This window comes from Mycobacterium sp. 1274761.0, from assembly GCF_001668615.1.
Classification (GTDB): domain Bacteria; phylum Actinomycetota; class Actinomycetes; order Mycobacteriales; family Mycobacteriaceae; genus Mycobacterium.
Map to the genome: position 1 here is coordinate 61,740 of NZ_LZMC01000088.1, position 24,507 is coordinate 86,246.

Below are 24,507 nucleotides of genomic sequence, written 5' to 3' on the forward strand. Positions count from 1 at the left end.
GAGGGCTATTCACATATGGCTATTGAGCCGTTAGGCCCACAAAATGCGACACAATGGCGCGGTGGCGGCAGCCGGTGCTCGGTCCAGGGTGGTGGTGATCGTCGTCTTCGACGACGTGACGATGCTCGACGTCGCCGGAGCGGCCGAGGTGTTCGCCGAGGCCAACCGGTTCGGCGGCGACTATCAGATCAAGATCGCGTCGGTGGATGGGTGCGACGTGACAACCTCGATAGGAATCCGCCTGGGGGTCACCGACAGCATCGCGTCCATCGAAGCCGCCGACACCGTCCTGGTCGCAGGCAGTGACAACATCCCGGCGCGGGCGATCGATCCGGCGCTCGTCGTGGCCGTCAAAGCGGTGGCGGGCCGGACCCGGCGGTTGGGGTCGATCTGCACGGGGTCGTTCATCCTCGCGCAGGCCGGGCTGCTCAGTGGCCGACGCGCCACCACGCATTGGCGAAACGTCCGATCGATGGCGCGCGCGTTTCCCGACGTCACCGTCGAGCCGGATGCGATCTTTGTTCGCGACGGCGACGTCTTCACATCGGCCGGGGTGTCGTCAGGCATCGACCTCGCGTTGGCTCTGGTCGAGCAGGACCACGGCACCGACCTCGTCCGCGATGTGGCCCGCTGGTTGGTCGTCTATCTCAAGCGCGCCGGCGGCCAATCTCAATTCTCGTCGCTGATCGAGGCCAACCCGCCGCCGCAGTCCGCTCTGCGCGTCGTCACCGAGGCGATCGCCGCCGACCCCAGCGCGGACCACAGCGTGAAAACGCTTGCGGCTCGGGCGTCTTTGAGCACGAGGCAGCTGACCCGGCTATTCCGGTCTGAGCTGGGGACGACGCCGGCCGACTACGTCGAGATGGTGCGCATCGACGTCGCCCGCGCGGCGCTGGATGCCGGCCGCTCCGTCAGCGAGACTGCGCACCTCGCGGGCTTCGGCAGCACCGAAACCCTGCGGCGGGCATTCGTCGAACGCCTGGGCGTCTCACCGAAGGCTTACCGGGACAGGTTCCGCACCGCCATCCGAGGCTGAGCCGTTATTGCGCATCCGTCGTCGACAGCGGCTGGCGTTCGACGGAGCGTCCGAGGACGACCTTCGCCGTGATCACGCCCAACTTGGCCATGCCCAGGTATGTCGACGGGTTGAACAAGGTCGGCCACACCGTGCGCGTCTTGTGCTCGCTCACCGGCTGGTCGGTGAATCGATCGCGCAGCCACCGCAGCGTCATGGGCGCCGACAGCGGATGCAACAGCAGATGACCGCAGAACCGGTCACGGTGATAGGTGACCGCCGCACCATCCTGTTCATACTCGGCAACCAGTGCATCGACATCATCGACGCTGATGATCCTGTCGTGCACTGCCTGAACGACGAGCACGGGGGGCTTCGGCTTGGATTTGCCGAGCTTCGTTTCGTCGAAGATGTGGCGCACCTCGGGTAGGTCCCACAGTTCGTCGGCCGTCACGTCGACATATGACCCGATGTCGACGTGGCGCAGCTGCCATACCGCCTCGGCCGTCGTCATTGTCTGCAACTTGTTGAGCAACGCCTTGCCTTCATCGGTCGCGTGCTCGTCGACGACCTTCTGTGCGCCAGGGAAGACGTGGGTCAATGCGGAGATCATCAGCGCGGCGAGACCGGCGAAGAAGCTGCCGTTGAGGCGGCGAGCCACACTGCCGGGATCACCAACGGGCGAACCCAGAACGGCGCCAACGATATTGAGCTCCGGTGCATAATGCTCGCAGCGCTCTGCTGCCCATGCCGAGGCCAAGCCGCCTCCCGAGTATCCCCACAGACCCACGGGAGCCGACGGCGACAATTCCAGGCGCTCGCATCGCAGTGCAGCGCGCAGCCCGTCGAGTATCCGGTAGCCGGGCTCGACGGGAGCGCCCCACATGCCGTGGCAGCCTTCATGATCCGGTATGCACACCGCCCAGCCTTCGGCCAGCGCCGCGGTCACCAACAAGTACTCGGCCTGAACGAACGCACCTATCGGTCGAGCGCCGCGCCGCATGGCGAACGACGGGAAACAGCGTGACGCCACGGCGTCTATCGCGCATTGATACGAGAGCACCGGACAGTTGGCTTCCGATTGGCGCTGCGCCGGCACAAGTACGGTCGTCACGGCGACTTCAGGTTCTTCGTGCAGGTTTGTGGTGCGGTACAGCAACTGCGTGGCTGCCACCGGTTGGCTGATGAGACCGAGAAAGCCGATCTCGACGTCGCGCGAGCGCAACACCGTGCCGGGTTCGGCGTCTTCGTAGCCGTCTGGCGCCTGGTAGAAGGGGTCGTGGTCCGGTGAGACCGGCCGTGCGCCGCTGCGGAGCTCGTCGTGCGGCGGGCTTGCGAGGCCTACCGGCGTGGCGGAATAGCTGTTCATCGGTATGGCGACCCTCCCCGTATTGATGACGGCGCACGTCCACGCCCTCGAGGTATCCCATACCCGTGGTACCGGTTTGTGAACCCCCGACTACCGCGCCCGTTTCTGACCTGCCGATTTCACAATCGCCGAAAGATCCCTCCACGCCGCCACTGCACGGTGTGTTCGTCAACAACCCCGCTCTCCCAGCGGACGAACACCGGAAGGAATACACAGAATGCACCAGAGAGGTGTGCCCAAGCGGCACAAGCAGATATCGGCCGGCGTCTTCGGAGCCGCAGCGATCGCCCTCGCCGTCGGCGGGGTCTTGCAGCCCACGATGTCCCACGCCGAAAAGGTCTGGGACATAGGCGACTTCGACTCTTGTACGAAGTCAGCCGAAAATAGATTCATCAGCGGCCAAACCAACTCCGACCAATTTTCCGACGAGGTCAAGTTCTGCTGCATCCGGTCTGGCGGCGAGTGGACACAAGCGCAGGGGTGCACGGCACCGGCGGCCACATTCGCGCCCAAGCCCACGCCGTTGCCCAGCCAGGTCGCCACCGGGCCCGGTCAGGCGACGTCGCCCGGCGCGAGGAAGTAGAAGGCATCAGCCCATTGCGGCAGACTATTTTTCCGGCGTATATTTCGGTCGTATACCCCCGGGGGGTATACGACTGGAAGGAGTGGGCCGCCATGACCTCGCCGTCGAGAGCGCAGGACCACAACCACATGGGTGAGAGCACGAACGTGATGGCTGTCAGCGCGACACTGCACTGCTTGACCGGCTGCGCCATCGGCGAGATCGTCGGGCTGATCATCGGCACCGCCCTCGGTCTGACCAATCTGGCGACCATTGCCGTGGCCCTCGCGCTGGCGTTCCTGTTTGGCTACTCACTGTCGACGCTGCCACTCCTCAAAGCGGGGTTGGCGTTAGGGACGGCGCTGAGCGTGGTCTTGGCGGCCGACACGTTGTCGATCCTGACGATGGAGCTGACCGACAACGTGGTCATGGCCGTCATCCCGGGAGCGATGAACGCAGGACTCGTGAACCCGGTGTTCTGGATCGGCATGATGATCGCGCTGATTGCAGCGTTCTTCGCTGCGTACCCGGTAAACCGCTATCTTTTGCGGCGCGGAAAGGGTCACGCACTCACACACCGGTACCACCAGTCGTCCGGTGAGGTGACGGGCTTCCGACGTTTCATCCCTGCCTTCAGCACGGGCGCCCTTGTGTCGGTGATAGCGGCGTTCATGCTCGGCGGCCTGGTTGTGTCGGTGGCAGACGAACTCGGCAGCTCAGGCGGCGGCTCCGCTGCGGGCATGCGGCCCATCGACATCGCGGAGCTTATGGGCACCGGGACGTGAAGACGACGCTGACCGTGTACGCGCACCTGATCAACACTGAAGTTCCACAGCCTGCGTCACACCTACGCGAGCTTGTGCGTGGCCGCAGGGATACCGCCGCTCGAAATCAGCCGGTTCATGGGACACAACAAGGTGACGACGACGCTCGGCATCTACGCGCACCTGTGCGAAGACGATCATTCGGATGCGATGGCCGCACTTGGTGCGATGGCAGGCCCAAGCTCAGCCGACAACAAAGTGATCCGACTGCGCGCCGGAGGCTAGCGCTGCCTCGCAAGTAGTCGTCGTCCGAGGTCGTCGGTATCCATTTCGGATGCGCGCAGGCTTCGGGGCTGCCTAACGGGTGACCAAATAGTTGTTCCGGGGACGTATGGTGTCAACCATGCGAAAGAGCAGCGACTCAGGGGAGAGCTTTTCATGATCGATTTCAGTGACCAAGCAGTAGTTGTGACCGGTGCCGGACGTGGCTTAGGTCGGCTATATGCACTCGACTTGGCGAAGAGGGGCGCGTCCGTCGTCGTGAACGATCTTGGGGGCAGCATGGGTGGCGAGGGCGCCGACACAACGGTTGCCGATGAGGTCGTCACCGAGATCACTCAAGCGGGCGGCAACGCCGTGGCGTCATATGACTCGGTTGATAGTCCTGAGGGTGGCGAGGCGATTGTCCAGACTGCGGTCGAGCACTTCGGACGGCTCGACGCGGTAGTGAGCAACGCCGGGATCTTCAACAGCATTGCCTTCGACGAAATGAGTCCCGACCAGTGGCGGCAGATGCTCAAGGTCCACCTCGACGGCGGGTTCTATCTCAGCCAGCCCGCGTTCACGGTCATGAAAAAGCAGGGCTACGGCAGGTTCGTGTTCATCTCGTCGTCGGGCGGGATGTTCGGACAACACCTCGAGGCTCACTATGGTGCCGCGAAGGCTGGCTTGGTCGGCCTGAGCAATGTCATTTCGCTCGAAGGGGCCGAGCACGGCATCCTTTCCAACACCGTGTTGCCCTTTGGATTTTCGCGCATGGTCACCGAGACAGTCGACGCGAAGACACTAGAAGATACTGGGCTTAAAGAACTGATTGCGCCGGAGAAAGTGGTGCCTATCGTCACTTACCTAGCGAGCCGAGCCTGCGAAAGCACCCACCAAAACTACTCAGCTTTGGCAGGCAGGTACGGGCGGGTGTTCATTGGTCTCGGCGACGGCTGGCTTGCCGAGAAGGATGCCACGGCTACTGCTGACGACATCGCCGAACACTTCGCCCAAGTGTCAGGAACGGAGTCGTACTCGATCCCGGGCAACATCTACGAGGAACTCTTTTCGGTCATGGGTCGACTCGGCATCGACATGGCGGGCGCGGGCGCTTCTGCGGAATCCACTTAGCGGGTAGCCACGCAACGGGCTCGACACCCGGCATCATTCCTGAGCGGGCGCAGCAAACGTCATTCCGCTGCGCCAGCGTTAGCACAACCAGAATGTGCGGACATTTTGCGGACAAATCGCCCGTTCGGGCCTACACGGCAAGCTCGAAACAACGGCTCTACCGGCGAAGACAGTGGAGCCGATGACGGGAATCGAACCCGCGTATTCAGCTTGGGAAGCTGATGTTCTGCCATTGAACTACATCGGCCTGCCCGGCTCGCGCCGGTGATCACGAAGGCTAACACTTCAGCCGTTACGCTCGTCGGGTGCTGCTCTCAGACGGCGACGTCCGTAAAGAAATTGCCGCGGGACGCCTCGGCATCGACCCGTACGACGAGAGCCTGGTGCAGCCGTCGAGCGTCGACGTCCGGCTCGACAACCTGTTCCGGGTGTTCAACAACACCCGTTATACCCACATCGACCCGTCGCTTCGTCAGGACGACCTGACGACCCTCGTCGAGCCCAAAGAGGGTGAGCCGTTCGTGCTGCATCCCGGCGAGTTCGTGCTGGGTTCGACGCTGGAGCGGTGCACCCTGCCCGACGACCTCGCGGGCCGCCTCGAGGGCAAGTCCTCGCTGGGCCGGCTCGGCCTGTTGACGCATTCGACTGCGGGCTTCATCGACCCCGGCTTCAGCGGCCACATCACCCTCGAGCTGTCCAACGTCGCCAACCTGCCGATCACCCTGTGGCCCGGCATGAAGATCGGCCAGCTCTGCCTGCTGCGGCTCACGAGCCCCGCGCAGAACCCTTACGGCAGCGCGCAGGCCGGCTCCAAATACCAAGGGCAGCGCGGCCCGACACCGTCGCGGTCGTACCAGAATTTCATCAAGTCGACCTGAGTCCCCCGACGGGGAATGCGAACCAGATGCGCCCCGTTTTCGTATTCGCGAGTAGGGTTGATTACCGGCGTCGACGGGCTGTTGTGCCGCCACGAACCGGCCAGGACTCCACCGCCATCAGCAAATGCGGTCGGTCGTAACGACCGCGCATATAGCGGCGATGAAGTAACTAGTTGTCGGCTCGCACGGCACGATTGCGCGTGGGACGCCTAGGTAGCGTAGCAAACACTTTGGAGGGTCAGTGGACATCGTACTAGGTGTGTCGATGACACCTACGACGGTCCGCATGGTGCTGGTCGAAGGGGAAAAGGCCGACGGCGTGACCGTCGACCACGACGCGTTCGAGATCAGCACCACCGACGGCTCAGCAACGTCTGCGGCCGCCGAACAGGTCGCCGCAGCCATCCTCGGCACGAAGGAAAGCGCCGCCGCGAGCGGACATCACTTGAAGTCGATCGGCGTCGCCTGGACTCACCACTCCGACGCCGCGGCACTGCGCGACATCCTCGTCGCCCGCGACATCGACGATGTCATGCTCGTCTCGGCCACACACGCCGCCGCGTCCCTGGCGCAGGCCGTCGGCCGCGCCATCGGATACGACACCACCGGCGTGCTGTTCATCGAGAAGGACACCGTCACCCTGTCGGTCGTGCAGACCGACGACGGCGCTGTGGTCAAGGTGCTCAGCCGCGACCTCCACGACTCCGACGCCATGGCCATCTTCACCGACATGGCCAAGGCGGTCGAAGCCGCGGACTCGCCACCCCAGGGTCTGTTCATCGTCGGCTCGGGTGTGGACGCCGCGGCCGTCAAGGAGCACCTGGAGAACCTGGTCGCGCTGCCCGTCAGCGCCCCCGACGTACCCGAGCTCGCGCTGGCACGCGGTGCGGCGCTCGCTTCGGCTCACGCCCCCGCGATGGAGGCCTCGACGGCCGGCCTCGCCTACTCCCTTGACCCCGACGGCCACACGGCCGCCAGCGCCTATCCGGGACTCGCGGCTGCGGCCACCCAGATGGCCGGCGTGCCGACCGAGCTGGCCGGGGCGGCCACACAGCTGGCGCCCGTTGACGGTGGCCAGGCGTATTCGGATGCGCTGGCCTACTCCGACGAGCTGCCCGAAGCCGATCCCGAACCCTTCTACGAGGACGAGACCCGCAAGCCGTTCCTGCTCGTCGGCAGCGCGCTGACATCGATCTTCGTCGTCGGCGTTGTCGCGCTTGTGATTTCGCTGGCGGTCAGCATCCGCCCGACCGTCGATCAGCGCCCCAGCCCCGGCGAGACGCCCGTCATTCCGAGCCAGGCGGCCCCCGCCCCGGCGCAACAGCTGGCACCACCGCCCGCTCCCGCTCCGGCGCCCGCACCCCCTGCACCCGCGCCTCCGCCGGAGACCATCAAGGCGCCCGTGCCCATGGCTCAGCAGGCGCCTGCACAGGCACCTCGGACGGTGTTCGTCGAGAAGCCCGCGCCGGCGCCGGCAGCGTTGCCTGCGCCGGAGCCGCCCGCCGCGCCCCCTGCCCCGGTCGTAGAGGCGCCGGCGCCTGCGGCCCCCGTGCTGCCGCCCCCGCCGGTGGTGGTGCCGCCGATTTACAACCCGCCCGTCTACACCCCGCCGCGGCCGGTATGGGTGCCGCCGTGGCAACGGCAGAGCCCGTGGCAACCGCCTCGGCAGGTTCCCGACGATCCGCCCGTGCAGCAACCGCAGTATCCGCAGTATCCGCAATACCCGGGCTCCGGTTCAGGATCCAGCGGGTATCCGGGATCCAGCGGGTACCCAGGGTCCAGCGGTTACCCCGGCTCAGGTGGGTCGAGTGGCTACCCCGGCTCGGGCCCCGGTGACTACGGAAGCGGAAGCTCCGGCGGTCCGACAATCTGCATTTTCAACCTCTGCACCGGGGGACGGCACTAGCACGACACCTGCCGTTGGTTTCCTGCTTGGTGTCGCTTAGCAGTTAGCTCATCGCAGACGCCTATAGAGGCAGTATGCGATGCACAGTTTTCGGCACCGGTTACCTCGGCGCTACCCACGCAGCCGGGATGGCCGAATTGGGCCACGAAGTCCTCGGCGTCGACATCGACCCGGGCAAGGTCGCGAAGCTGGCCAGCGGTGACATCCCGTTCTACGAGCCCGGGCTGCGGAAAGTATTGCGCGACAACATCGCTGCCGGCCGACTGAATTTCACGACGGACTACGACGCGGCCCCGGAGTTCGCCGATGTGCACTTCCTCGGCGTCGGAACCCCGCAGAAGAAGGGAGAATACGGTGCCGACTTGCGCCACGTGCACGCGGTCATCGACTCGTTGGTGCCGCGGCTGACAAGCTCGGCGGTGATCGTCGGCAAGTCGACCGTTCCCGTCGGTACCGCCGCTGAACTCGGCGCCCGCGCGCGCGGTCTCGCCGCCGACGGCGTGGACGTCGAAATCGCCTGGAACCCTGAATTTCTCAGGGAGGGCTTCGCTGTGCACGACACGCTGCATCCCGACCGGATCGTGCTCGGCGTACAACCGGACTCGGTGCACGCAGAGGCCGCGCTGCGTCAGCTGTACGCGCCGCTCCTTGCCGAAGAGACACCGTTCCTGGTGACCGATCTGCAGACCGCCGAGCTGGTGAAGGTGTCGGCCAATGCGTTTCTGGCGACCAAGATTTCGTTCATCAACGCCATCTCGGAGGTGTGCGAGGCCGTCGACGCCGACGTCACACTGCTGGCCGACGCGCTCGGCTACGACCCGCGCATCGGGCGCCGCTTCCTCAACGCGGGCCTGGGCTTCGGCGGTGGATGCCTGCCGAAGGACATCCGCGCGTTCATGGCGCGCGCGGGTGAACTCGGCGCCAATCATGCGCTGACGTTCCTGCGCGAGGTCGACAGCATCAACATGCGCCGGCGCACCCGGATGGTCGAGCTCGCGACCAAGGCGTGCGGGTCGCTGCTCGGCGCCAACGTCGCCGTACTCGGCGCGGCCTTCAAACCCGAGTCCGACGACGTGCGCGATTCACCGGCGCTGAACGTGGCGGGCATGCTGCAGCTCAACGGCGCGACCGTGAACGTGTATGACCCCAAGGCGATGGAGAACAGCCAGCGGCTCTTCCCGACGCTGAACTACTCGACATCGGTCGTCGAGGCGTGTGAACGGGCTGATGCCGTGCTGGTGTTGACCGAATGGCGCGAGTTCATCGAGCTCGATCCCGTCGATCTCGCTGATACCGTGCGCGCCAAAGTCGTTGTGGATGGCCGCAATTGCCTGGACGCCGAGAAATGGCGGTCCGCGGGCTGGCGGGTGTACGCGCTGGGCAAGAGCGCCGCTGTTTGACGCTTGTCGAACAGGTTACCTCGGCCGTAAGCTCGCGACATGAGGGAACGGATCCGTTGGCTCGCATTGCACGGATTCATCCGTGGCGTTTCAAAGGCCGCTGTGCGCAGCGGCGACCCCCAGGCACGGCTGATCGCCGACCCGGCCGTGCGGGAGAACCCGGGCGCCTTCGCCGACGAGTGCCGCGGGCGCGGACCGGTGATCCGGTGCCGCGCCGTGCTGCTGACGTTCGACCACGGCGTCGCGCACGAACTGCTTCGATCCGACGACTTCCGCGTCACCGAGCAGGGCGGCAACCTGCCCAAGCCGCTGCGCTGGCTGGCCCGCAAAACCGACCCCGGCCTGCTTCATCCGCTGAAGCCGCCGTCGCTGTTGTCGGTCGAGCCGCCTGAGCACACCCGTTACCGCAAGCTGGTGTCCTCGGTGTTCACCCCGCGAGCCGTTGCAACGCTGCGTGAGCGGGTCGAAGAGGCCGCCGCCGCGCTGCTCGATCAACTCGAAGAAGACGACAGTGCGGTCGTCGACATCGTCGGCCGCTACTGCTCGCAGCTCCCGGTCACGATCATTGGCGACATCCTCGGTGTACCCGACGAAGACCGTTCGCGCATACTGCATTTCGGCGAGATGGGCGCGCCCAGTCTCGATATCGGGGTGTCCTGGCGGCAGTTCCAGCAGGTGAACGAGGGCATCGTCGGCTTCAACGACTGGCTTGCCGACCATCTGCAACGGTTGCGCCGCGAGCCGGGCGACGACCTGATGAGCCAGATCATCCGTGCCTCCGACGAGGGCCCGAAGCTGAACTCCGACGAGCTGCAAGCGCTCGCGGGCCTAGTGCTGGCCGCCGGCTTCGAAACCACAGTGAACCTGCTGGGCAACGGAATTCGGCTGCTGCTCGACAACCCCCACCACCTCGAGACACTCGCCGCCCGACCGGACTTGTGGCCAAACACCGTCGAGGAGATCCTCCGGCTCGAATCGCCGGTGCAAATGACCGCTCGAGTGGCGTGCAAGGACGTCGACCTCGCCGGCATCCGCGTGCGACGCGACGAGACCGTCGTCATCCACGTCGCAGGCGCGAACCGCGACCCGAAAGTGTTCACCGATCCACACCTGTTCGACATCGAACGCGAGAACGCGGGCAGGCACCTGGCCTTCTCCGGAGGCAGACATTTCTGCCTCGGCGCCGCATTGGCGCGCGCCGAAGGCGAAGTCGGCCTGCGCACCTTCTTCGAGCGCTTCCCGCACGCCCGCCTGGCCGGTTCCGGCGGCCGTCGTGACACCCGCGTGCTGCGCGGCTGGTCATCGTTGCCGATCACGTTGGGCACCGCCCGGGCGATGAGCTCACCGTCGGGATCCTGAGATGAATTTCAGCACAGCACTTCTCGACGAAACCGCGGCATTCGGTGAGCTGATCCGCGCCGCGGATCCCGACACGCCCGTCCCCACCTGCCCCGAATGGACGCTCAAACAGCTGTTCCGTCATGTCGGCCGCGGAAACAGATGGGCCGCACAGATCGTCGCCGACCGGCGCAGCGACCCGCTGGATCCGCGCGAGGTTCCCGACGGCAAGCCGCCGGAAGACCGTGAGGCCGCCGTCGACTGGCTCAACGCCGGCGCGCGGCTGATCGTCGACTCGGTCGACGCCGTCGGCGCCGACACGTCGGTGTGGACGTTCATCGGGCCGCGACGGGCGGACTGGTGGATCCGGCGCAGGGTCCACGAGACGACCGTGCACCGTGCCGACGCGGCGATCGCGCTCGGCGCGGACTTCCGACTGGCACCCGAGGTGGCGGCCGACGGCATCGACGAGTGGCTGGAGCGCATCGTCGTCCAATCCAGCCGCGACTCGTCACCGCTGGCCGAGGGACAGGCCCTGCACCTGCACGCCACCGACGGTGACCTCGGCGAGGCGGGGGAGTGGAGCATCGCCGGCACCGCCGACGGCATCACCTTCAGCCACGAACACGGCAAGGGCGACGCCGCGCTGCGCGGACCCGCCACGGATCTGTTGCTGGCTGTCGTGCGCCGACGGTCTGCGGCCGAGGCGGGCATCGAGGTTTTCGGGGACACCGCCGTGTGGGACGCCTGGTTGGACCGGACACCGTTCTGATGTGGCGTACGTTTCGACCATGACGACTTCGGAGATCGCCACCGTCCTCGCCTGGCACGACGCGCTCAACGCCAAAGATCTCGACACGCTCACCGAACTGTCCAGCGATGACATCGAGTTCGGCGACGCCCACGGCGCGGGCCAGGGCCACGCCGCACTACTGCAGTGGGCCCAGTCGGTGGAGGGCGGCGTCGAGGTCGGCCGCATGTATGTTCGCGACGGGGTCGTGGTCACCGAGCACACCGGCGGCGGGGCATGGGCCTTCCGGGTGGTCCACGACGACGTCACCTCCGTGTTCAGGCACACCGACCTGCAGTCAGCGCTGGCGGCTACCGATCTGACCGAAGAGGACCTCGACGCCTGACGTCGGCCGCTTTGGACTCGGACGAGGCGGCCGCACCCGTCCGCTCATCAGGGTGACGGGGTGCGGCCGCTCAGGGCTGCGTCTAAAACGCGAACGTGTTCGGCCCTATCTGAATCGTGGCTGCCCGCAAGCCCGTTCCGGTAAGGGCGCTGCCGGTGACGCGGACTCCCACGGTGGTGGGATTGCCACCGCCGCCGTTCTCGTCCCAGATCGAGGCGGGACCGACGCCCCCGTCGCCCTCCCAAATCGTGGCCGGGCCGACTCCACCGTCGCCGTCCCAGATGGTGGTGGGGCCGACGCCACCGCCATCGCGGTCGTCGGGGATCGACGATCCGTGCCGGAAGGGATCTGAGTAGCTGTCTTTCTCCGCTATCGGTTGCGACGGATCCTCCTTGGGTTTCGGAGGCGGTGAAGGCTGCTCGTCCTTGGGTTTCGGCTGGTCCTGCTTGGGCTGCGGCTGCTGCTGTTGGGTGTCGGTGCCGTTGTCGTCGGGCTTATCGGGCTCGTCGTAGCTAGTCATGTAGATCACCCCGACGATGACCGCGGCGACTCCTGCGACGGCGAATCCGATGCCAGCAGTCATGACCCCCGAAGCGGCGCCCGCGTACATGACTCCCTCGGCGATGGCTGCGATGCCGATGAGCACACCACCGGACGCCATCGATGCGCCGCCCAAGGTACCCATCTCGTGGCCGAACCGAGAACGCTGTTCGTCTGTCCACGGCGCCGATCCGCCGTAGGGGCCCATGGAGCTGCCGAAGCCGAGAAGTCCGCCGTCGGCGCCGAAGTCGCCGGCGGTGAGACCGCCCAGAAGACCGCCGCGGTAGCCACTTTCGGAGCCGTTTCGTCGCCCCGGCAGATTGCCGTGGGTTCCGGTGAAACCGGGATCGTTCATCGGGTCATAGCTGCCGCCGATGTCCCCGCCGAGCCTGCCTAGGCCCGACCCTTGACCCGTGGGTCGGCGGCCGGGGAGATCGCCGTGGGTTCCGGTGAAACCGGGATCGTTCATCGGGTCATAACTGCCGCCGATGTCCCCGCCGAACCTGCCTAGGCCCGACCCTTGACCCGTGGGTCGGCGGCCGGGGAGATCGCCGTGGGTTCCGGTGAAACCCGGATCCTTCGTCGGGTCGTAACTGCCGCCGATGTCGCCGAATTGCCCGAGGGAGTCCTCGATTGAGGGCAGTCCCGGCACGTCCACTTCACGCTTCGGAAGAAACAGACGCCATTCGTCGATGTGCAGGCGGCGTTCAATCAGCCAATCCAGTGGGTCGATTGCCTTCAGCGCCCCCGGCGGGTGGAACGTGACGGTCCGAGCTGTCGGATCGACTACTGCACTGCTCACCGTGTCGGTGAATGTGGTGCGTGCGATTGCGGACTTCGCAAACCGCAGAGCGGACTCCAGGTCGTCGGCTGGAAGGTACGGCCACGCTCCGTTCAGAGCCGCGGCGAGTACGGTTTCGTTGCCTTCGGCGCCGCGGCGACGAACGAAATACATCACTTGGCGTAATACCGAAACACGTTCGGCAGGAGTCAATCTGCTGATACTCGCCGCGGTGATCGACGTCAACCGCAACCACGTGAGGTAGGCGGTGTCACCGTGAAGTCGAGACGCCAACGACGAGACGACTTTCGCCCGATGGTTCTTCACACGGGCTGCTAGCTCTCGATGTAGCTCCAGACCTGAACTGAGGGGGATCGCGGTGTAGGTGGCCGGCGACCGGTAGATCGGTCCGCTCGCCGTGACAACGAGTAGACGTCCCGGCGGTTCTTTTCCGGGCCTGCGCCGCAAGCCCTTCCCGTTGTCGGCAATGCGTTCGTGAACCACTGCGGTCATGATGCTCCCTCCGTACGTTGGTCGTGTTCGACGGTGGAAGCGTGACGCGCGGGCAGAGGCCGCGGGTAGCGTAGTCCGCTACTTTACTTGCAAAGGGAAAGGCTTTACGGGCGGATAGATCTACGCCTGACCTCTGCGGCCGCCCCGGACGTGGCCAGTACCGCCGCGATCCCGGTCGTCAGCGGCACCGACAGGGCGAGCGCGATACCACCGACGGCCGAACGCGCGATCTCGATGGCAACCGTCTCCCCGGTCAGCACGTCGCCGAGCGATCGGTTGGCCACGCTGAACAGCAGCAGTAGCGGTAGCGCGCTGCCCGCGTACGCCAGCACCAACGTGTAGACGGTGCTGGCGATATGGTCGCGGCCCACCCGCATGGCGCCGAGAAAGATGCCGCGACGCGAGCCGCCGTCGGCCACTTGCGCCAGCTCGAACACCGTCGACGCCTGCGTGACCGTCACGTCGTTGAGCACGCCGAGGGAACCAATGATGAACCCTGCCAACAGCAACCCGGTGATCGAGACCTGTCCCATGTAGGTCGCGACGGCGTTGTTCTCCTCCTCCGACAGCCCGGTCAGATGAGCCAAAACGATTGCCGCCCAGGACAATCCTGCCGCGAGAAGAAGTGACGTCAGCGTGCCGAGTAACGCGGCGCTGGTCCGCAGGCTCACGCCGTGCGCGAGGTAGATCACGGCGTACAGGATCACCGCCGATGCCACGAGGGCGACGGGGATGGCCGGACTGCCGTCGCGCAGGGCCGGCAACATGAACACGACCAGCACAGTGAACGCGACGAGGATGCCGACCAGCGCGCGTAACCCGCGCCACCCGGCGACCGCGACGACCACCACCGCGAACGCCGCGGCCATCGCCGTCAGTGGCCATTTCCGCTCATAGTCGTAGAAGGAGTACGTGGTCAGGCCCGTCGGATCCACTTGCCGGGTGATCCGAATGCGTTCGCCCACCGCCAGTTGCGGCTGACCCGGCCCGCCACTGAATTCGAGCAGCGTATTGGCGCCGCTGTTCGGCCCGGAGTCGATGGCGATGAGCGACTGCACGCAGTGCGCGTCGGGGCCCTCGGCCGGCTTGGGTTCGGTGGTGATCACCGTCCCCACGCTCTGCTGGCCGCATGTCGCCGCGCTGGTGGACAGCACGTGGCCGGCCTCGGTGGTGACGGCGCCGCCGGCCGCATTCTGGTAGGGCAACGGGATGTTGACCTTCTGCTGGCTGGGCCACAGCAACGCGGCACCGACAATGACCCCGATACCGATCGCGATAAGGACACCGACGACAGTCTTGGCCGCCAATGGCCCGAGCGGAGACGGCCCCTCGAGGCTGTGTGAATGGGCGTGCGAGTGCGTCACCCCGACGAGGGTAGAGGCCGGATGCTCTCGAGAAACCTACTGGCGGTAGCTCGCCAGGAAATTGCCGATGCGCTCGATGGCGTCGTTCAGTTCGCGCGACCAGGGCAGGGTGACGATGCGCAGGTGATCGGGCGTCGGCCAGTTGAAGCCGGTGCCCTGCGTGACGAGGATCTTCTCCTGCAGCAGCAGGTCCAGCACGAGCTGTTCGTCGTCGACGATCTCATAGACCTCGGGATCGAGCCGGGGGAAAACATACAGCGCGCCTTGAGGTTTCACGCAGGAAACGCCAGGGATCTCGTTGAGCTTGGACCACGCGACGTCGCGCTGCTCGAGCAGACGGCCGCCGGGCAGCACGAGCTCGTCGATGCTCTGATACCCGCCGAGGGCCACCTGAATGGCGTGCTGTGCAGGCACATTCGGGCACAGCCGCATGTTGGCCAGCAGGCTGATGCCCTCGATGAAGGAGGCGGCATGGTCCTTGGGGCCAGTGATCACCAACCACCCCGATCGGTAGCCGGCCACCCGGTAGGCCTTCGACAGCCCGTTGAACGTCAACGTCAGCAGATCGGGGGCCACCGATGCCAGACAGGTGTGTTCGGCGTCGTCGTAGAGGATCTTGTCGTAGATCTCGTCTGCAAGCAGAAGCAGTTGGTGTTTGCGCGCCAATTCGACGATTTGCTCGAGGATTTCGCGCGAGTAGACGGCGCCGGTGGGGTTGTTGGGGTTGATCACCACGAGCGCCTTCGTGCGGTCGGTGATCTTGGCTTCCATGTCGGCGATGTCGGGCTGCCAGCCCTGGGTCTCGTCGCACAGGTAGTGCACCGGCGTCCCGCCGGCCAGCGATGTCGACGCCGTCCACAGTGGGTAGTCGGGGGCGGGGATCAGCACCTGGTCGCCGTTGTCCAACAGCGCCTGCAGTGTCATCGTGATGAGCTCGGAGACGCCGTTGCCGAGGTAGACATCGTCGATGTCGAAGCGCGGGAAACCCTCGACGAGTTCGTAGCGGGTAAATACGGCGCGGCGCGCGGCCTGGACGCCTTTGGAGTCGGAATAACCCTGCGCGTACGGCAGCGCCGCGATCATGTCGCGCATGATGACGTCCGGCGCCTCGAACCCGAACGGCGCGGGGTTGCCGATGTTCAGCTTGAGGATGCGGTGACCCTCCGCCTCCAACCGCGCGGCGTGCTCATGGACCGGGCCGCGGATCTCGTAGAGAACGTCCTGCAGCTTCGACGACTGCGTCAGCGTGCGCAGCCGCGGGTGTTGGCCCATCGCATGCCAGGGCGCCTGGGGGGTAGTCACGTCCTCCATCGTCTCATTGATGGCAAATTGTATTTGCCGATCGAGACCTGGCCGTAATGTTCGACGCACGGGGTATACGGCCGCCGTTTGTGAATCTCACGACGTGAACGGCCGAAATCCGACGTCAGATTCACAAACGAGTCGTGGTTCTAGCGCTTGCCTGGCGGGCGCGCACCCTTTGCGATGCCCAGCCCCTTCACCGCCGGTGCCGGCTTGTCGTTGCCGCTGCCGCTGCCGTTGCCGTTGCCGTCGTCGGTGGCGGAGTTCGACGGTTCGCTTTGGGCTTCCGGCTGTGGCTCGGCGGGTTTCGCGGCGGGCGCGGCCGCGGCCTTCTTCGCGCCGGGCCTACGCGCACCCGCCGCGATGCCGAGACCCTTTACTTCGGGCTCGGGCTTGGCCACCCCGAGGTCGGAGTCGGCGGTGTCGGTCTTCGCGCCTGGTTCAGCCTTGTCCGGGTCGACGTTGGGCGGCTGAGTGACGGTGGCGTGGCCCTCGTTCGGAGAGGCCTTCGCCGGTGCCTTCTTCGCGCCGGGACGCTTCGCCCCCGCGGCGATGCCCAGACCCTTCGCGGGTGCTGCGGGGGCGGGCTTGGCTTCCGCGGGTGCCTCGGTCTTCGCCTCGGCGTTCGCCGGTGCCGCCTTCTTGGCCCCGGGACGCTTGGCGCCGCCCGCGATGCCGAGGCCCTTGACGGGTGCTGCGGCGGGCTTCTCGGCGGCCGGCTTGGCTTCGGGCTCGGCCTCGGCAGGCGCCTCTTCCTCGACCTTCTCCGGTGCGGCGACGGTGGCTTTCGGCGGCGCTTGAGACGCCCCGACCTTGGCGGCGCGCACTTCGGATTCCTTTGCGGCAGTGCCCTTTTCGGGCAGGGTGACCGAGCTCGTGTCGAGCGAACCCAGCAGCAGCTGAGCCACGTCGAGAACCTCTGCCTTCTCGACATCCCGTGCGGCAGAGACGTCGTCGACGCCGTCGGTGATCATCACGCGGCAGAACGGGCAGCCGGTGGCGATCTTGGACGCCCCGGTGTCGAGCGCCTCCTCGACGCGTTCCTGGTTCACCCGCTTGCCGATGTGTTCTTCCATCCACATGCGGGCACCGCCTGCGCCGCAACACAATCCGCGGTCTGCGTGGCGCGGCATCTCGGTGAGCTTGGCCCCGGAAGCGCCGATCAATTCACGCGGCGCCTCGTAGACCTTGTTGTGCCGGCCCAGATAGCACGGGTCGTGGTAGGTGATCGGGGAGTCCTGTCCGTTCGAACCGCCGACCGGTGCGACCGGCACCAGCTTCTTGTCGCGGATCAGCCGGTTGAGCAGCTGAGTGTGGTGCAGCACCGTGTAATTGCCGCCCAGCTGCGGGTATTCGCGGCCCAGCGTGTTGAAGCAGTGCGGGCAGGTGACGACGACCTTGCGGTCCACCCGCTCGACGCCTTCGAACAGATCGTTGAGCGTTTCCACGTTCTGCGCGGCGAGCTGCTGGAACAGGAACTCGTTGCCGGAGCGGCGGGCCGAGTCGCCGTTGCAGGTCTCGCCCTCGCCGAGCACAAGGTATTTCACGCCGGCGATCGCCAGCAGCTCGGCGACGGCCTTGGTGGTCTTCTTGGCGCGGTCCTCGTAGGCGCCGGCGCAGCCGACCCAGAACAGGTACTCATAGCCGTCGAACCAGTCGACGTCCTTGCCGAACACCGGCACGTCGAAGTCGACCTCGTCGATCCAGTTGGTGCGGTCCTTGGCGTTCTGGCCCCAGGGATTGCCCTTGGTCTCCAGGTTCTTGAACAGCACGCCGAGTTCGCCGGGGAACTCCGATTCCATCATCACCTGGTAGCGGCGCATGTCGACGATGTGGTCGATGTGCTCGATGTCCACCGGGCACTGCTCGACGCACGCACCGCAGGTGGTGCATGACCACAGCACGTCGGGGTCAATGACGCCGCCCTGCTCCTCGGTGCCAACCAGCGGGCGGGTGGCCTGCGCCGGACCTGAGCCGAGGATGCGCTCGAAGCCGGACTCCGGCACGTGCTCATGGGAGTGCTTCTCGGACTCCTTCTCGCCGCGCAGCTCTTCGCCGAGACCGCCCTCCGGCGTGTTCTCCAGCGGGCCTTCCTTGTCGCCCAGGATGTACGGCGCCTTCGCGAACAGATGGTCGCGGAGGTTCATGATGACGAGCTTGGGGGACAACGGCTTTCCGGTGTTCCACGCCGGGCACTGCGACTGGCAGCGGCCGCACTCGGTACACGTCGTGAAGTCGAGATAGCCCTTCCAGGTGAAGTCCTCGATCTTGCCGCGGCCCAGGATCGCGTCCTCGGCGGGATCCTCGAAGTCGACCCGCTCGCCGTTGTACTCGACGGGCAGCAGCGGTCCCAGGCCGTTGGGCAGCCGCTTGAAGGTGACGTTGACCGGCGCCAGGCCGATGTGCAGGTGCTTGGAGTGCAGCACGATCAGCAGGAAGATCAGCATGACCGCGATGTGGCCGATCAGCGCCAGCGTCTCGATCCATTCGTTGGCGGATTCGCCCAGCGGATGCAGGACCCAGCCCATGAAGTGCGAGAAGAATGCGCCGTTGCCATACGGCAGCGCACCGGTGTTGGCACCGGCGCCGCGCACCAAGGCGTAGGTCCAGATGACGTTGAAGATCATGAACAGGATCAGCCAGGCACCACCGGTGTGCGAACCGTAGAACCGCGAGTCGCGGCCGTGTTTCTTGGGCTCTCGCATGATGCGGATGATCGAGAACGTGATGATCCCGAGCAGAACCGCGACCGCGAAGAAGTCCTGGAGGAACCCGAGGACGTCCCAGCGGCCGACGAGCGGGATGTGGAAGTTGTGCTGCACGACCTGACCGAAGGCTTCGACGTAGACCGTCGCGAGGATGAAGAAGCCCCACATCGTGAAGAAGTGCGCGAGACCCGGGATGGACCAGCGCAGCAGGCGGGTTTGCCCGAAGACCTCCTCGACCTGCGTCGCGATGCGCTTGCCGAGATGGTCTTTGCGGTTGTTCTCGACGCTGGTCTTGGCGCCCGACCGGATCAGGTTGGTCAGGAACAGCACTCGCTTGAGTGCGAACACACCGACGACGACGAGCATCAGGACCACGGCGACAATCCTGATCAGCATTTGGGGGTTCACCCGTGTGCCTCCCGGAGGTTAAGTTACCCAACAGTAACTTATCTGAAGTTACCCGTCGGTAACTTATGCGTGATGCCTGCTCATAGTTGCATCTCGCCGGGAATGTCCGCTACACAGGCTGCCCTAACCTCAGCCCTGGGGCTGCAGGATCGTAAGCACGTCGTGCAGTAGGGGGAGCTTTGCCGGGCCGCCGGCCGCCGTGCCCGTGCCGGTCTGGGACCCGGCACCGGTGCCCGGGTCAATCGGCGGCGTACCGGTGCCCGTGCCGGTGTGAGTGCCCGCGCCGGTGCCCGCGTCGGCGGGCGGAGTCTTCGGTCCGCCGCCGGTGCCGGGATCGATCGGCGGTGTCCCGGTGCCGGTGCCCGGGTCGATGGGCGGAGTCTTCGGCTGAGGATCGCCCGGCGGGGTCTGCGGCTGAGGGTCGGTCGGTGGTGCCGGATGCTCAGGCGGGGGCTCGGGTGCAGGCGCCTGCGCCGGGGCGGGCGTCTTCGCCGCAGGAGCCGCAGGTGGCGGGGCGGAATGTTGTGGAGCGGGTACCTGGACGGGCGCCTGCTGGGGTGGCCGGGCCGCGACCCTCGGCTGCGGCCTGGCCGCCGCGGTCGCCGCGACGGGCGCCTGCGCAGGCGCGGGAACCACCACCTCGGCCTCGGGAGGCGCTGCGTCGGCGACCGGCGCCGGAGCGATGCTCGACGAGGTGCCGGCAGGAACAGCGTCCGCGTCGTTCGTCAACGCCGTGAGCCCGAAGGCCACGCCGGCAGCCACGGCGGCCGCCGCCGCAACGCCGAACAGCACGGCCGGGCCGCGTCGACGAGGTTGCGCCTGTGCCTGCCGTTCGTCCCATTGGTCGCGCCGGAACTCGACCTCTGGTCGACTGTCTGCGGGAGTGGCGGGGAAGCCCTCCTCGACGCGCGGCTCGTCCTCGACTTCCGACCACGCCAGCGCGGTGACGGGCGCGACCGCGGCGACGGTCTCGGCGACCGGCGCAGCAGGAGCCACGGTGGTGGCCGCCTCCACGACGCGGCTGCGGCGGGCGATCAGCGCGGCGCCATCGGCGGCCGTCAGCTGGGGCTGCGGGGTAGTGACCACGGCGGTCCGCAGGTGCGCGGAGAGCCGCTGGGTGACCAGCGGGATGCGGGCACCTCCGCCGATCGTCGCGACCGCCGAGATGCTCGCGACGGGCACACGGTGACGCTCGAGCGTGTCGAACAGCGCCACCGTGAACTCGTCGAGCGGCTCGTCGATCAGCGCGTCGAGCTCCATCCGCGTCATGCGCACGGTGGTCTCCAGTCCGAGCACGTCGACGACGATCGCAGTGGCCGTCTCGTCGGACAACCGCTCCTTGGCGCGGCGGCACTCGTCGCGCAGCCGGCCCAGCGAGCCGACCATCGAGGTGCCCGCGGGGTCGGCCCCGGATGCGTCGAGGACGCCCGCCACGACCCTCGCCAGGATCGCCTGGTCGAGCCGGTCGCCGGAGAAATCGTGGAAACGGATCGTCTCACCGATCGGAGCGTCGTCGGCCGCGGCGTCGATGAGCGTGATGCTCGAGCCGCTGCCGCCGAAGTCGCACAGCACGATCACACCCGATGACGGCAGGCCGGGGCTCGACCGCAGCGCGGTCACCGCGGCGGCCGCGTCGGAGACCAGCGGCGAGCGGGCCAGGCCCTTCTTGCTGCGCAGCGCCCCGCGCAGCGCGTCGACCATGGGCGGGCGCCAGTGCGCGGGTACGGCCACGGCGACCTCCGACACCGGCGCCGCGGCGGCCGCCCGTGCGGCGTCGTCGAGCGCGTCGGTGAGCAATGACTCCGGGCGGTGCCGGGATCCGTCGTGGGCGACCATCGGGACCGGGTCTCCGACGCGGTCGACGAATCCGGTGAGTGTCAGCCCGGGCCCCAGCGTCACCGACGCGGGCCGCAGCACAGGTCGGTGCCCCGCGCCGACGCACGCGACGTTCGTGGCGCCAACGGCAAGGCCAAGAGAATGGCTCGCCGAAATGCCCCGGCCGCCTTGCGGATTCGACATGTAACACCTCTGCGTCGGGTTCGTAAAAGTAAGGATTGAGTCGACCCTAAGCCGTGACGGGCCGTCGCGGATCGGTGCTCGCACCGGTGCCGGCGCGCACCCCATAGGGGAAATGGATTAGGGGAACTCGTGCCGTTAGGGGATCGCGGGAGTCAGCTGGCGGTGCCGAGCATCGCGCGCAGCATCGACAGCATCTCCGAGCGGGACTCCGCACCCAACCGCCGCCGGATCCGCGCCACATGGTGCTCGACGGTCTTCGCCGAGATGAACAGTTGGCTGCCGATGTCGCGGTAAGGCATGCCCAACAGCAGCAATTCGGCGACCTCGCGCTCGCGGTCGGACAGCCGTGACGACGGTTGCCGGCCCTGCGCCGTCGGCGCGGCGGCGGCAGCCGGCTCCACGCTGGGTTCGTCGTCCACGGCAGTGGCCAGCTTGAGGTCGCGCGCCAGTTGCAGCATCGCGCCGGACACGCGGCCGTCGGGGGTCTGCAGCGCGGCTTGGCCAGCCAACCGGGTGGCGTCCGAGGTGAGCCCGAACTGGGACAGCGACCGGGCCGCGGCGGTGACCTCGTCGGCGTCGACGTGGTTGGCCAGCACCCGTAGCCACGTCCGGCCCGCACCTGAAAGCGCCTTGGCGAACGGGCTGCTGCCCGCGGCGGACGTCAGTGCGTGCCCGTGCGGGGCGACCGCGTCGGGAGAGTTGGCCAGGATCCCGGCGTGCACACCGGCCCAGTGCAGCGGCACCGACCACAGCACCGGGTCGTCCAACGATGCGAGGATCGCGAACGCCTGGTCCAGCGCATGCTGCAGACGATCGACCTGCCGTAGCCGGGCGGCCGCGACCCACAGCTCGCCCAGTGGAAGCAGGGAGAACAGGTCGACGGAGTATTCGGCGAGCACCTCCATCGCGGCATACCAGTGCTTCTGCAGGGCGCCGCCGTCACCGCTGCGGCGGGCGATCGCAGTGTTCAGCGCCGCAGCCCACAGCGCATCGCGGCGATGCAACGCCACGTCAGCCACCGAGGCGGCGTCGGCCGCGGCCGCCCCGAGTTGGCCGTCCTGCATTCGCACCCAGCCGAGCAGCAACCGGTGCCGGTGCACCGCGAACGCGTCGTCCTCACCGGCATCGGTTTCGCTCCTCTCGTGCGCGGTTGCCCGCACCGCTCGCCCGATCACGCTGCGCGCCCGCACTGGGTCACCGCCGTGCAACGCCGCGAGCGTGACGAGGGCAGCCGCGCTGTCGGGAGTGACGCCGGGCTGGTGCGATTCAGCGGTGATGGCCTGCCCGAGGCGAGTGATGGCGACGGGGAATGGCTGGTCGAGGGACAGCAGCAGCCCCTCGCCGAGGCTGTGCGCCGCACGCGCGATTGACGTTGGCGGACCGGCACTTTCGGCGCTCACCGCGGCCCTGGCGGTCTGCGCGTCGCCCACCGCGATCGATACGACGGCATTGGCGGCACCGACGACCGCGTCGGGGTAGGGGCCCAGCCACCGGAACAGATCGGCGGCCTGCGCTGCACCGCCGTCGTGCAGGGCGATGCTCGCCGCGATCCGAACGGCCGCCGCCCGTTCGGCCATGTCGTCAGAGCCCAGCAGTTCGTCGGTCAACCGGCTCGCCGTCGCGCAGTCGCCGGTCAACGCCAACGCATCGGCGAGCCGCGCGCTCACAGCGGTGGCGCCCGCGGCCGCCGCCGCACGGTAGAGCCGCGCCGCCTCGGCGGGTTGGCCGCGATGGCGTGTGGCCAGCTCGGCCAGCGCGTCGGCGAGCCGGTCGTCGCGCAGCCCGTGGTCGGCCATCCGCATCGCGAGATCCGGTGACAGCGTGGCCAATTCGATCTGCGACCGCAGCAGGGCCACCTCGATGTCGTGATGGCGAGCGGCGCCGATGATAGCGGCAACGCCCTGGTGAACCGAGTGCAAAAAGGTTTGGCTGTGCGACGGCTCGACCAGGCCGCTGGCGCGGGCCCTGTCCACCAGCTGCTGGGCCTCTTCCGAGTCCAGCCCCAGCGCCGCCGCGACATCATCGGGCCCGAGCTCCGGGCTCAGGGACGACACCAGCAGGGTGTCGAGCACCGGTTCCTCGACCCGGCGCAGCCGCTCGATCAACGCGAACCGGGCCGCATCGACGATGGCGTTCACGGCGGGCTCGCCGTCGGCCGGCGCCGCGGCGGCCATCGCGGGCCGAAGCAGAAACGGCAACCCTTCGGTCGAAACCATCAGCGCGCGAACGACTTCCGTGGGCGGCTGGCCGCCGGCCGCGTCGCTGACGTCAGACGCGGTGAGTGAGCCGAGGGAGACGGCGGGGTTCTCCCTTTGCAGGGCGGTGGCCAACGCCCGCAACGGCTGACGATGGGCGAGCGGTTCGGCCGCGACGACCACCGTCGCAGCCGGAACCGACACCCGCTCGGCGAGTGCCTCGAGTTCGTCGTCGGCCAGCAGGTGCGCGTCGTCGATCACGAAGGCGGCGCCTGGATCGTCTCCCGCTCGCGGCGCGCGCGTCAGCAGCCGTACGCCGGCGGCCCGCAACGCATCGCGGACCACCGCGAGCACCGAGCTCTTGCCCGTTCCGTAGCCACCCGACACCAGGATCCTGACCGGTTCGGTCGGCGCGCTCGTCAGCGTTGACACGGCCTGGCGGGCGGCAGGCGGTATGTCGGTGCGAACGTCGGGCCCCGCCATGGCTGTCTCAGCCGTTCGCGAGTGCGGGGGCCGACTGCGCCGCCGGGGACTGCGGCTGAGCCGGGCTTGCGGGGGCCGACGTCGTCGTTGTCGGCGTGGTCGTCCGCGTCGTCGTGGTGGTTCTCGTCGTGGTGGTCGTGGTTGTGGTGGTGGTTGTTGTCGTCGTTGTCGTGGTGCTCGTCGTGGTGGTCGTCGGTGACGTGGTCTCGGTGGTGGTCGTCGGAGACGGCGGCGGCGGGGTGACGACGCTGGTCGTGGGCTGGCCGTCGTCGCCGGTCACCGTGATGGTCGTCGGCTCGACAGATGTGGGCGGCGGGCCCGACGTCGGCTCTAAAGAGAACGTCGTGCTGGTTTCGGTGACCGGCCCCAGCACGCCGCTGTTGCCCGTCAGCGTCACCGCCAGGCCGCCGATGGCGAGGACCGCGGCCGCC

At 67.2% G+C, this 24,507-nt stretch carries 19 protein-coding genes and 1 tRNA gene; 12 read left to right on the forward strand and 8 right to left on the reverse strand.

What is annotated here, in order from left to right:
• Positions 1-43 precede the first annotated feature (43 nt).
• The gene (locus A5651_RS18575; RefSeq protein WP_197496672.1) at positions 44-1,036 is read left to right on the forward strand and encodes a GlxA family transcriptional regulator; all 993 of its coding nucleotides are present in this window, start codon (positions 44-46) and stop codon (positions 1,034-1,036) included.
• 4 nt (positions 1,037-1,040) lie between these two features.
• Here the strand turns inward: A5651_RS18575 and A5651_RS18580 are convergent, their stop codons facing one another.
• Positions 1,041-2,384, reverse strand: a complete 1,344-nt coding sequence (locus A5651_RS18580; protein ID WP_066984121.1) for a lipase family protein — start codon at positions 2,382-2,384, stop codon at positions 1,041-1,043.
• Between the two features lie 217 nt (positions 2,385-2,601).
• Here A5651_RS18580 and A5651_RS18585 point away from each other — a divergent pair, with 217 nt between their 5' ends.
• The 4 genes from A5651_RS18585 (at position 2,602) to A5651_RS18600 (ending at position 5,105) form a co-directional block, all read left to right on the forward strand.
• The gene (locus A5651_RS18585) at positions 2,602-2,967 is read left to right on the forward strand and encodes a hypothetical protein (protein ID WP_066984124.1); all 366 of its coding nucleotides are present in this window, start codon (positions 2,602-2,604) and stop codon (positions 2,965-2,967) included.
• A 92-nt stretch (positions 2,968-3,059) separates the two neighbouring features.
• On the forward strand, positions 3,060-3,731 hold the full coding sequence (locus tag A5651_RS18590; RefSeq protein ID WP_231988738.1) for a DUF4396 domain-containing protein: 672 nt from the start codon (positions 3,060-3,062) through the stop codon (positions 3,729-3,731).
• Between the two features lie 78 nt (positions 3,732-3,809).
• On the forward strand, positions 3,810-3,995 hold the full coding sequence (locus A5651_RS18595) for a hypothetical protein (protein WP_066984127.1): 186 nt from the start codon (positions 3,810-3,812) through the stop codon (positions 3,993-3,995).
• Between the two features lie 153 nt (positions 3,996-4,148).
• Positions 4,149-5,105, forward strand: coding sequence for an SDR family NAD(P)-dependent oxidoreductase (locus A5651_RS18600; protein WP_066984130.1), 957 nt, complete (start codon positions 4,149-4,151; stop codon positions 5,103-5,105).
• Positions 5,106-5,278: 173 nt separating this feature from the next.
• Here A5651_RS18600 and A5651_RS18605 read toward each other — a convergent pair.
• Positions 5,279-5,352 (reverse strand) — tRNA-Gly (locus tag A5651_RS18605).
• Between the two features lie 58 nt (positions 5,353-5,410).
• On the opposite strand from A5651_RS18605, the gene dcd reads away from it, so the two are divergent.
• From dcd to A5651_RS18635, 6 genes are all read left to right on the forward strand, one after another.
• Positions 5,411-5,983, forward strand: a complete 573-nt coding sequence (gene dcd, locus A5651_RS18610) for a dCTP deaminase (RefSeq protein ID WP_066984133.1) — start codon at positions 5,411-5,413, stop codon at positions 5,981-5,983.
• 241 nt (positions 5,984-6,224) lie between these two features.
• Positions 6,225-7,889, forward strand: coding sequence for a hypothetical protein (locus tag A5651_RS18615; RefSeq protein ID WP_066984136.1), 1,665 nt, complete (start codon positions 6,225-6,227; stop codon positions 7,887-7,889).
• 74 nt (positions 7,890-7,963) lie between these two features.
• Positions 7,964-9,289 carry a UDP-glucose/GDP-mannose dehydrogenase family protein gene (locus A5651_RS18620; RefSeq protein WP_066984140.1) on the forward strand — a complete coding sequence of 442 codons (1,326 nt, stop codon included), beginning with the start codon at positions 7,964-7,966 and terminating at the stop codon, positions 9,287-9,289.
• Positions 9,290-9,328: 39 nt separating this feature from the next.
• Positions 9,329-10,648, forward strand: a complete 1,320-nt coding sequence (locus A5651_RS18625) for a cytochrome P450 (protein WP_066984144.1) — start codon at positions 9,329-9,331, stop codon at positions 10,646-10,648.
• A gap of 1 nt (position 10,649) precedes the next feature.
• Entirely contained in the window at positions 10,650-11,399 is a 750-nt protein-coding gene (locus tag A5651_RS18630) for a maleylpyruvate isomerase family mycothiol-dependent enzyme (RefSeq protein ID WP_066984147.1), read from the forward strand.
• 19 nt (positions 11,400-11,418) lie between these two features.
• Positions 11,419-11,763 (forward strand): nuclear transport factor 2 family protein, encoded by a 345-nt coding sequence (locus A5651_RS18635; RefSeq protein WP_066984150.1) that lies wholly within the window; start codon positions 11,419-11,421, stop codon positions 11,761-11,763.
• An 82-nt stretch (positions 11,764-11,845) separates the two neighbouring features.
• On the opposite strand, the gene A5651_RS18640 is transcribed toward A5651_RS18635, so the two are convergent.
• From A5651_RS18640 to iniR, 6 genes are all read right to left on the reverse strand, one after another.
• Complete coding sequence (locus A5651_RS18640; protein ID WP_066984153.1) at positions 11,846-13,597, reverse strand: hypothetical protein; 1,752 nt, start codon at positions 13,595-13,597, stop codon at positions 11,846-11,848.
• A gap of 104 nt (positions 13,598-13,701) precedes the next feature.
• Entirely contained in the window at positions 13,702-14,961 is a 1,260-nt protein-coding gene (locus A5651_RS18645; RefSeq protein ID WP_066984156.1) for a YibE/F family protein, read from the reverse strand.
• Between the two features lie 36 nt (positions 14,962-14,997).
• Positions 14,998-16,272, reverse strand: coding sequence for a pyridoxal phosphate-dependent aminotransferase (locus A5651_RS18650; RefSeq protein WP_066984158.1), 1,275 nt, complete (start codon positions 16,270-16,272; stop codon positions 14,998-15,000).
• 140 nt (positions 16,273-16,412) lie between these two features.
• On the reverse strand, positions 16,413-19,379 hold the full coding sequence (locus A5651_RS18655; RefSeq protein ID WP_156663061.1) for a heterodisulfide reductase-related iron-sulfur binding cluster: 2,967 nt from the start codon (positions 19,377-19,379) through the stop codon (positions 16,413-16,415).
• Positions 19,380-19,508: 129 nt separating this feature from the next.
• A complete protein-coding gene (locus A5651_RS26315; protein WP_197496674.1) occupies positions 19,509-21,398 on the reverse strand; it encodes an Hsp70 family protein in 1,890 nt (629 codons plus the stop codon).
• Positions 21,399-21,550: 152 nt separating this feature from the next.
• Positions 21,551-24,076, reverse strand: coding sequence for an isoniazid response ATPase/transcriptional regulator IniR (gene iniR / locus A5651_RS18665; RefSeq protein WP_066984168.1), 2,526 nt, complete (start codon positions 24,074-24,076; stop codon positions 21,551-21,553).
• Between the two features lie 95 nt (positions 24,077-24,171).
• Between iniR and A5651_RS26320 the strand changes: the two genes are divergently transcribed.
• Positions 24,172-24,507: hypothetical protein (locus tag A5651_RS26320; RefSeq protein WP_197496676.1), on the forward strand; the 336-nt coding region annotated here is incomplete at its 3' end.